The sequence below is a fragment of the Bradyrhizobium sp. NBAIM03 genome (assembly GCF_020194055.1).
Taxonomy (GTDB): Bacteria; Pseudomonadota; Alphaproteobacteria; order Rhizobiales; family Xanthobacteraceae; genus Bradyrhizobium; species Bradyrhizobium yuanmingense.
The window spans coordinates 19,277-27,734 of record NZ_JADYVS010000046.1 but is presented as its reverse complement, the minus strand read 5'-3'; the positions used below and the strand labels follow the sequence as shown (position 1 = coordinate 27,734).

Annotated in this window: 7 protein-coding genes; 6 read left to right on the top strand and 1 reads right to left on the bottom strand. The window is 61.5% G+C overall.

The genetic code is table 11. The features are described from left to right. Window positions 1-157: 157 nt before the first annotated feature. The 6 genes from I6F21_RS36240 (at window position 158) to I6F21_RS36215 (ending at window position 7,876) form a co-directional block, all read left to right on the top strand. Window positions 158-1,288 carry a Re/Si-specific NAD(P)(+) transhydrogenase subunit alpha gene (locus tag I6F21_RS36240; RefSeq protein WP_225184243.1) on the top strand — a complete coding sequence of 377 codons (1,131 nt, stop codon included), beginning with the start codon at window positions 158-160 and terminating at the stop codon, window positions 1,286-1,288. Between the two features lie 22 nt (window positions 1,289-1,310). Continuing rightward, window positions 1,311-1,628, top strand: a complete 318-nt coding sequence (locus tag I6F21_RS36235; RefSeq protein ID WP_014492434.1) for a proton-translocating transhydrogenase family protein — start codon at window positions 1,311-1,313, stop codon at window positions 1,626-1,628. A 39-nt stretch (window positions 1,629-1,667) separates the two neighbouring features. Continuing rightward, entirely contained in the window at window positions 1,668-3,065 is a 1,398-nt protein-coding gene (locus I6F21_RS36230; RefSeq protein ID WP_225184242.1) for an NAD(P)(+) transhydrogenase (Re/Si-specific) subunit beta, read from the top strand. 418 nt (window positions 3,066-3,483) lie between these two features. Further along, a complete protein-coding gene (locus I6F21_RS36225; protein WP_225184241.1) occupies window positions 3,484-4,743 on the top strand; it encodes a Glu/Leu/Phe/Val dehydrogenase in 1,260 nt (419 codons plus the stop codon). Window positions 4,744-5,039: 296 nt separating this feature from the next. Further along, window positions 5,040-7,073, top strand: coding sequence for a HAMP domain-containing methyl-accepting chemotaxis protein (locus I6F21_RS36220; RefSeq protein WP_225184240.1), 2,034 nt, complete (start codon window positions 5,040-5,042; stop codon window positions 7,071-7,073). 140 nt (window positions 7,074-7,213) lie between these two features. Continuing rightward, window positions 7,214-7,876 (top strand): MIP/aquaporin family protein, encoded by a 663-nt coding sequence (locus I6F21_RS36215; protein WP_225184245.1) that lies wholly within the window; start codon window positions 7,214-7,216, stop codon window positions 7,874-7,876. 37 nt (window positions 7,877-7,913) lie between these two features. On the opposite strand, the gene I6F21_RS36210 is transcribed toward I6F21_RS36215, so the two are convergent. Next, a complete protein-coding gene (locus I6F21_RS36210; protein WP_225184239.1) occupies window positions 7,914-8,456 on the bottom strand; it encodes a hypothetical protein in 543 nt (180 codons plus the stop codon). Window positions 8,457-8,458 lie beyond the last annotated feature (2 nt).

Sequence of the window (8,458 nt, the reverse complement as noted above, 5' to 3'; positions counted from 1 at the left end):
CCCCAAAGAACGGCGCAGGGCATCTGATAGAGTCTGCCAAACGAGCCTTATATCCAGTGCGAACAAGTCATCACTACGAACCAATTCGGGCGTTCTGCAGGCCGGTGCGCTCGGAATACTGCTGTACGAAGACAGGCGGCGCTCGCCGGGAGGTGTCATGAAGATCGCCGTTGCCAAGGAAATCGATCCGTCGGAGCCGCGCGTTGCCGCTTCGCCTGATACGGTGAAAAAGTTCAAGGCGCTCGGCGCCGAGATCACCGTCGAGCCCGGCGCCGGCATCAAGTCGGGCCTGCCGGATTCCGAATTCACCGCCGTGGGCGCCACCGTCAGTGCTGACGCGCTGAAGGATGCCGACATCATCATCAAGGTGAAGCGTCCCGAGGCCTCCGAGCTTGCGCAGTACAAGCGCGGCGCACTCGTCATCGCCATCATGGATCCTTACGGCAACGAGGCCGCGCTGAAGACGATGGCCGATGCCGGCATTGCCGCTTTCGCGATGGAACTGATGCCGCGCATCACCCGTGCGCAGGTGATGGACGTGCTGTCCTCGCAGGCCAACCTTGCCGGCTACCGCGCCGTAATCGAGGGCGCCGAGGCGTTCGGCCGCGCCTTTCCGATGATGATGACTGCGGCCGGCACCGTGCCCGCTGCCAAGGTGTTCGTGATGGGCGTCGGCGTTGCGGGCCTCCAGGCGATCGCGACCGCGCGCCGCCTCGGCGCCGTCGTGACCGCGACCGACGTCCGGCCCGCGACGAAGGAGCAAGTGGAGTCGCTCGGTGCGAAATTCCTCGCGGTCGAGGACGAGGAGTTCAAGAACGCGCAGACCGCTGGCGGCTACGCCAAGGAAATGTCGAGGGAATACCAGGCCAAGCAGGCCGCGCTAACCGCCGAGCACATCAAGAAGCAGGACATCGTCATCACCACCGCGCTGATTCCGGGCCGTCCGGCGCCGAAGCTGGTCAGTGCCGACATGGTCAGGTCGATGAAGCCGGGCTCGGTGCTGGTCGATCTCGCGGTCGAACGCGGCGGCAATGTCGAAGGTGCGAAGCCGGGCGAGGTCGTCGACCTCGATGGCATCAAGATCGTCGGCTACACCAACGTCGCCGGCCGCGTGGCGGCCTCGGCCTCCGGCCTCTATGCCCGCAATCTGTTCGCCTTCATCGAGACCATGGTCGACAAGAAGGAGAAGAAGCTCGCCGTGAACTGGGACGACGAGCTGGTCAAGGCCACGGCGCTGACGAAAGACGGCGCCGTCATCCACCCGAACTTCCAGCCCAAGTCAGCTTAATTGGGCGTAAGGAGAGATCTCCATGGAGCACGCTGCACAGGTCGTCGACCCCTTCATCTTCCGGCTGTCGATCTTCGTCCTCGCCGTCTTCGTCGGCTATTTCGTGGTGTGGTCGGTGACGCCGGCGCTGCACACGCCGCTGATGAGCGTGACCAACGCGATCTCCTCGGTGATCGTGGTCGGCGCGCTGCTTGCCGGCGGCGTCGCCAATGTCTCGAGCGGCTCGGGCTGGGCCCGTGCCTTCGGCTTTGTCGCGCTGATCTTTGCCTGCATCAACATCTTCGGCGGCTTCCTTGTCACCCAGCGCATGCTGGCGATGTACAAGAAGAAGTCGAAGTAAGCGGCCACCTCGGGCTGATGGGATCAATGGGGACCTGAGATGAGCGCCAACCTCTCTGCATTTCTGTATCTCGTGGCGGGAGTGCTGTTCATCCTGTCGCTGCGCGGGTTGTCGAGCCCGGCTTCGTCGCGCCAGGGCAATTTGTTCGGCATGATCGGTATGGCGATCGCGGTCGCCACCACGCTTGCCAACCATCCGCCGGCCGACGGGCTCGCCTGGGTGCTGGTGATCGTCGGCATCGCGATCGGCGCTGCGATCGGCGCAGTGATCGCCCGGCGCGTGCCGATGACGTCGATGCCGGAGCTGGTTGCCGCCTTCCACTCGCTGGTCGGCATGGCCGCGGTGCTGGTCGCCGCCGGCGCGTTCTACGCGCCCGAGGCTTTCGACATCGGCACGCCCGGCAATATCCACACCCAGAGCCTGGTCGAAATGTCGCTCGGCGTCGCCATCGGCGCGCTGACCTTCACCGGCTCGGTGATCGCATTCCTCAAGCTCTCGGCGCGCATGAGCGGCGCTCCGATCATCCTGCCGGCCCGCCACGTGATCAACGTCGCGCTTGCGGTGGCGCTGGTCGCCTGCATCGTCGGCCTCGTCGTCACCGGCAGCCCGGTGTTCTTCTGGCTCAACGTCATCCTGGCGCTTCTGCTCGGCGTGCTCATGATCATCCCGATCGGCGGCGCCGACATGCCGGTCGTGATCTCGATGCTGAACTCCTATTCGGGTTGGGCGGCCGCGGGCATCGGCTTCACGCTCGGCAATTCCGCGCTGATCATCACCGGCGCGCTGGTCGGCTCCTCGGGCGCGATCCTGTCCTACATCATGTGCCATGCGATGAACCGGTCCTTCATCTCGGTCATCCTCGGTGGCTTCGGCGGCGAGACGGCCGCGGCCGGCGGCGGCACGGGCGAGCAGAAGCCCGCCAAGCTCGGCTCGGCGGACGATGCGGCGTTCATCATGAAGAACGCCTCCAAAGTCATCATCGTACCCGGCTACGGCATGGCGGTGGCGCAGGCCCAGCACGCGCTGCGCGAGATGGCCGACATCCTGAAGAAGGAGGGCGTCGAGGTGAAATACGCCATTCACCCGGTCGCCGGCCGCATGCCCGGCCACATGAACGTGCTGCTCGCCGAAGCCAACGTGCCATACGACGAGGTGTTCGAGCTCGAGGACATCAACTCCGAGTTCGCGCAGGCCGACATCGCCTTCGTGATCGGCGCCAACGACGTCACTAATCCTGCGGCGGAAGAGGACAAGACCTCGCCGATCTACGGCATGCCGGTGCTCCAGGTCTGGAAGGCCGGCACGGTGATGTTCATCAAGCGCTCGCTCGCCTCGGGCTATGCGGGCATCGACAATCCCCTGTTCTACCGCGACAACACCATGATGCTGCTCGGCGACGCCAAGAAGGTCACCGAGAACATCGTCAAGGCGATGTGAACGCCACGAGCTAAACATGGTTCAGAGCCTCTCTACTCTTGATCAAGATCAGCGCGGCCGCGCCATAGATTTGAACAACTGGCTCGCCTGATGGCCACGAGGCAATTTCATCTTGCTTGCTCGATCCACTGCAATGCAAGCTTTCGGAGACATTGAGATGCCGCCGCCGCCCCTTTGGATCCCAGACTCGCAAGATACTCCAGACATTTCGCCTGCGACTACTTGGTTGCTGGCGATCGTGGCCGCCCTCGTCAATCTCGCTTTCGTGGCATTGGTCCTCTATTCGGCGTGAGCGCAAGCTGCGCTCTTGCGGTAACGGCGACCATCTCCACGTCCCGAAATCGCATCACCTGTTCAGGGCCCAAAGCGTCCCGACGCATGAGCGTTCAATTTTTCATATCCAGCTTGAGGAGCTAGCGTGACTGCATATCGTGGGCCAGTGTTTGAGATGGCCGTAAAGCAATTCGAGGTGATCGCGAATTACCTGAGCATACCGGATGATGCGAGACCGCGCCTGTTGTTGCCGAAGCGATCTGTCACAGTATCGTGTCCAATTCACCGGGATGATGGCACCACCGCGGTGTTCGAGGGCTACCGGGTACAGCATCATTTGACGCTTGGCCCGACAAAAGGGGGCACCAGGTTCGCGCCCACAGTCGACCTCGGCGAAGTTGCAGCGCTCGCCATTTGGATGAGCTGGAAATGTGCCCTGGTCGGATTGCCGTATGGCGGGGCCAAGGGCGGCATCAATGTCGACCCCTCGACCTTGTCGAAGCGCGAGCTTGAGGCGCTTTCGCGCCGTTATATGCAGGAAATGATCCCCTTCGTTGGGCCACACACCGATGTTATGGCTCCTGACCTCGGTACGAACGAGCAGATCATGGCCTGGTTCATGGATACTTATTCGATGTACCAGGGCCAAACCGTCACCGAGATCGTGACGGGCAAGCCCGTCAGCGCTGGTGGAACGCTCGGCCGTCGTGAAGCGACAGGCCGGGGTGTGGCTCATCTGGTCAGGCGCGCTGCAGACGAGCTCAAAATCCGTCTCAATGGCTCAACGGCGGTTGTTCAAGGATTTGGAAACGTCGGTTCGATCGCCGCGCTTGAGCTGCATAACATGGGAGTGAAAGTGATCGCGGTCAGCGATCACACCGGCGCGCTCTACCGCCCTCGTGGGCTCGACATACCACAACTGGTCCGGCACGCAGCCTCGCAAGGAAGCCTTGATGGCTACTCCAATGAGCTCGCTCTGGATCCTGCGGAGATCCTGACCGTGCCGTGCGACGTGCTTGTTCCGGCTGCCGTCGAACGGGTCGTCGACGCTGGAATGGCCGCTAAACTGCGCTGCCGGATCCTTGCCGAAGGCGCCAACGGACCGACCACGCCGGAAGCTGACCGAATTCTGGAAGGACGCCAGGACGAGGTGTTCGTCATTCCCGATATTCTCTGCAATTCGGGAGGTGTTGTCGTCAGTTACTTTGAATGGGTGCAGGACCTTCAGCGATTGTTCTGGGAGGAGGAGGAAGTCATGCGCCGGGAGTATCAACTCCTGGATCGTGCTTTCGAGCGTGTCCTGGCGCGAAGCAAAGGCGAAAATCTGTTCAATCGCACCGCGGCCATGGCAATAGGCGTCGAGCGTGTTCGCGGTGCCAAGGAAACACGCGGCCTGTTCCCGTAAAACCGAGTTCTTCCCTCGCGTGGAGCCGCCGTGGGCCCCCTATGCTGCCGCTAACGAGCCACTTGAATGATGAGCCCCAACTGACCTGTGCGCTCGTCCTGATGGTCTCCTTGGCGAGCACAAATGCACCCAATCCCCTGGCAGATCGGTCTGTCTGCCAGTTCGCCCTAGACTTGGCTGGGCCGTCGCCGACAAACGGCAGCGGCATGTTTAGCGTTGAGTGATAGTCTCACGTCTTACAGTTTTTCATCGGCCGCAGGATTGGCAAGCCATGCGCCATTTAAGGAAAGAAAGCATTGTTCTCAGCTCTCGCACTTCGCGCGCTCTCGTTCAAACGCACCCCATTGTGGCGCTTGCTCAAGCTGCAGATCCCGGCCAGCCGAACATTCAGTGCCTCCTTGCGATTAAAGATCGGCCTGCTTGGCATTATCGCGGTCATTGCGACCGGCGCGATCTGCCTGGTCGGGCTGAACCACGCGGCGCAGGTCCAGGGTGATGCGGACGAGGCCGCTCGCGTCCGTGACCGGTTTGCGGCGCTCTCCCAGAGCTTTCTGGAATCGCAACATGTGACGACCGAATTCCTGCGTCGGCGCGACGAGGCAATGATTGAGCGCCATGCCGAGCTGCTCAAGCACGAAATGGCGATGCTCGGCGACATCGAAGGCATTGCGGCGCGATTGCCTGAGGGCGATCCTCTCAAGAGCTCTTCCGGACTGCGGAGCGGGATCGACCTCTACGCCGCTCGCTTTCAGAACATCGTCTCGGCCGAGCGCGCGCATGGTTTTAACGCCGAGGAGGGGCTCCAGGGCGGGCTGCGCACGGCCGAGCTTCAGCTGGAAGGGCGGCTTGCCGAGCTCGACCAGCCAAGGTTGACCGTTCTCATGGAGAGGATGCGCGGGTATGAAAAGGATTTCATGCTGCACGGCGAAGAAAAATACGGCCAGGATTTTGACAAGTCTGGCGCCGAATTCGCCGGGCTGCTGGCCACCTCAGATCTCTCACCGGGTATTCGCCCCGAACTTGAGAGGCTTCTCAAGTCCTATCAAGCCGCATTTTCTGCCTTCATGTTGGTCCAGCAGTCGCTGAACGAGGAGATGGAGGATATTGCCAAGGTTTATGGCAGCCATCGACCGGCATTGGCACAGGCAATTGCAGAAGCCGATCGCCGAAGCGCCGCGGCTGGCTTGCGCGCGGCAAATGCCCGCGATCTCCTGTTTTGGCTGGTGGTTGGGGCGATGGGCCTGGTCGCGACGTTTGCGCTGCTGTTCGGCCATCGCATTGGCGGTGCCATTTCACGTATGACGGTGGCGATGCGTCAGCTTGGTGCCGGTCAGTTCGAGATTGTTCTGCCGGGTCTTGATCGTAAAGATGAGATCGGGGACATGGGACGGGCGGTCGAGGACTTCAAGCAGGGCATGCGCCTGAAGGCTGAGCGCGACCTTGCCGAACAGTTGGAACGCGACCGCCTGCAGGGCGAGCGAAGCCGCGCGGAGCTAGAGCGGCTTGCTGATGCGTTCGAGGCGGCCGTCGGTAACGTCATTCAGACGCTGGCTAACGCCTCCCGCCAGCTTGAAAGCGCGGCTCTTGGGCTTACTCAGTCGGCCAAGCACACGACCGGCGTTTCGAGCCACGTCTCGGCAGCATCCGACAGCGCCTCTTCCAATATCCAGCTCATTGCTGCCGCGACGGAACAGATGATGACCTCTGCCTCCGAAATTGGGCGGCAGGTGCAGGAATCCTCGAAGATTGCGCTGGAGGCGGTCCGCCAGGCGGCGCAGACTGACAGGCAGATATCCGAGCTCACTGATGCGGCCGAACGGATCGGCGACGTCGTTCGACTCATTGCGCAAGTGGCACGCCAGACCAACTTGCTTGCCCTCAACGCCACGATTGAAGCCGCACGTGCGGGCGAATACGGCACCGGCTTTGCGGTGGTCGCGCAGGAAGTCAAGGCTTTGGCGGATCAGACGTCTGATGCCACCTCGCAGATTGCCGCGCAAATCGGCTCGATGCAGTCAGTCGCCCGCAAATCGGTGATTGAAATCGTTTCCATTAGCGCAACGATCGACCGCATCTCGCAGATTTCGGGTGCTGTGTCGGAGTCTGTTGAACAGCAGCTGTTGGCAACGCGCGAGATTGCGCACAACATCCAGCAGACCGCCGCGCGAACCTCGGAGGTTGCGAGCGGAATGAGCCAGGTCGCCCATGGCGCCGCAACCACGGATACAGCTGCAAGCGGCGTCCTGCAGTCGGCGCAGGCGCTGTCCAAGAGCAGTTCTGAGTTGACCGCTGAATTGAGCCGCTTCATTGCATCCTTGCGACGAGCGTGAGCGGCCCAAGCGGTCGACCAGCCAAAATGTCCCTTGTGCAGGAACACTCAATGCAACCCGATGATCAGCGAGATGAAATGGCGCGAAAGAGCGGACTTGAGGAGATCGGTCCTACGAAATGCGCCGCTCGGACAATTCTGATGCCGTCCTTGGGACGACGCATTGTGTCGGAGGGGCTCGGCACGGCGTTCCTTCTCGCTGCCGTGGTCGGGTCCGGTATCATGGCGCAGCGGCTCGCCGGCGGCAACGTCGCGCTCGCGCTTCTCTGCAACACCATCTCCACTGGTGCGATCCTGGTGGTCCTGATCCTGGTCTTCGGGCCGCTGTCGGGAGCGCACTTCAATCCCGCGCTCAGTCTGGCCTTGACCTTGCGAGGCGAACTGACGTGGCGAGCCCTGTGGGCCTATATTCTCGCGCAGATTGCCGGGTCGCTCGCGGGGGTCTTTGCGGCACATTTGATGTTCGATATTCCGCTCTGGCAAGTCTCGTTCACACAACGAACCGGAGCAGGACAGTGGATCGCAGAAGCCGCCGCAACGTTCGGTTTGCTCGTCACGATCTTCGGCTGCGCGAGCCGAACTCCCGCTGTGGTTCCTTACGCCGTTGGCTTGTACGTAACGTCCGCCTACTGGTTCACCGCATCCACTTCGTTCGCCAATCCCGCGGTGACGATCGCACGATCGCTGTCCGACACCTTTGCCGGTATCGCTCCGAGTAGCGTTGTTCCCTTCATCATCGCGCAACTGATTGGGGCCCTTGCGGCCACAACGCTCGCTGCATGGTTATTTAGGAACACCGCCTGAAAGGGCGATGAGATTAGGAAGAAATCGTCATCGCGCTTTAGGTAATTGTTTGAGCATGATCTTTTCGCAAAACACTGCACACGCAGAATGAAGCGAAAGGGTCCGGCGCAGCTGACGTGATCGACAATCTCATTGACGTCAGTCGGCACGTCAATTCTGTCTTCTTGAACTTGCGCTCTGGCTGCTCCTCACACTTACAAACAGGTCGATCGTGCAGCCAATGAATGACGGGGAGGTCGTCGCCGCCCAGATGAGCACGCCACAGCCGCGGCGCCGGCAAGTTCCTGCATTTGGGAAGAAAACCGGAAGATCTTGAGCGCCGTTTGAAAGACGCGCCCCGAGCCATGAAGCGTTGGTCGTTATGCAGGATGGTCACGCCCCGAAGAAGGGTTGGCGCGATGCTGATTGCGTCACGTAAAGTGCTGAGCGGGGTATCGCCCAAGGCCGGCGTCTTGCAGTTCAGCTTAGGTTCAAAGGTAGAGTCAAGCTGCGGCGCGCTCGACGCAACTTGACCGATGTCACCAACCCGCTCGAAGTACGCCGATATTCTGGTGGTGAGCGTCGGATCGGCGAAAATCAAGG

What these genes read in the sequence shown, in the direction of transcription:
- I6F21_RS36240 (WP_225184243.1), top strand. Translation starts at nt 158, where the DNA reads ATGAAGATCGCCGTTGCCAAGGAAATCGATCCGTCGGAGCCGCGCGTT.
- I6F21_RS36235 (WP_014492434.1), top strand. Translation starts at nt 1,311, where the DNA reads ATGGAGCACGCTGCACAGGTCGTCGACCCCTTCATCTTCCGGCTGTCG.
- I6F21_RS36230 (WP_225184242.1), top strand. Translation starts at nt 1,668, where the DNA reads ATGAGCGCCAACCTCTCTGCATTTCTGTATCTCGTGGCGGGAGTGCTG.
- I6F21_RS36215 (WP_225184245.1), top strand. Translation starts at nt 7,214, where the DNA reads ATGCCGTCCTTGGGACGACGCATTGTGTCGGAGGGGCTCGGCACGGCG.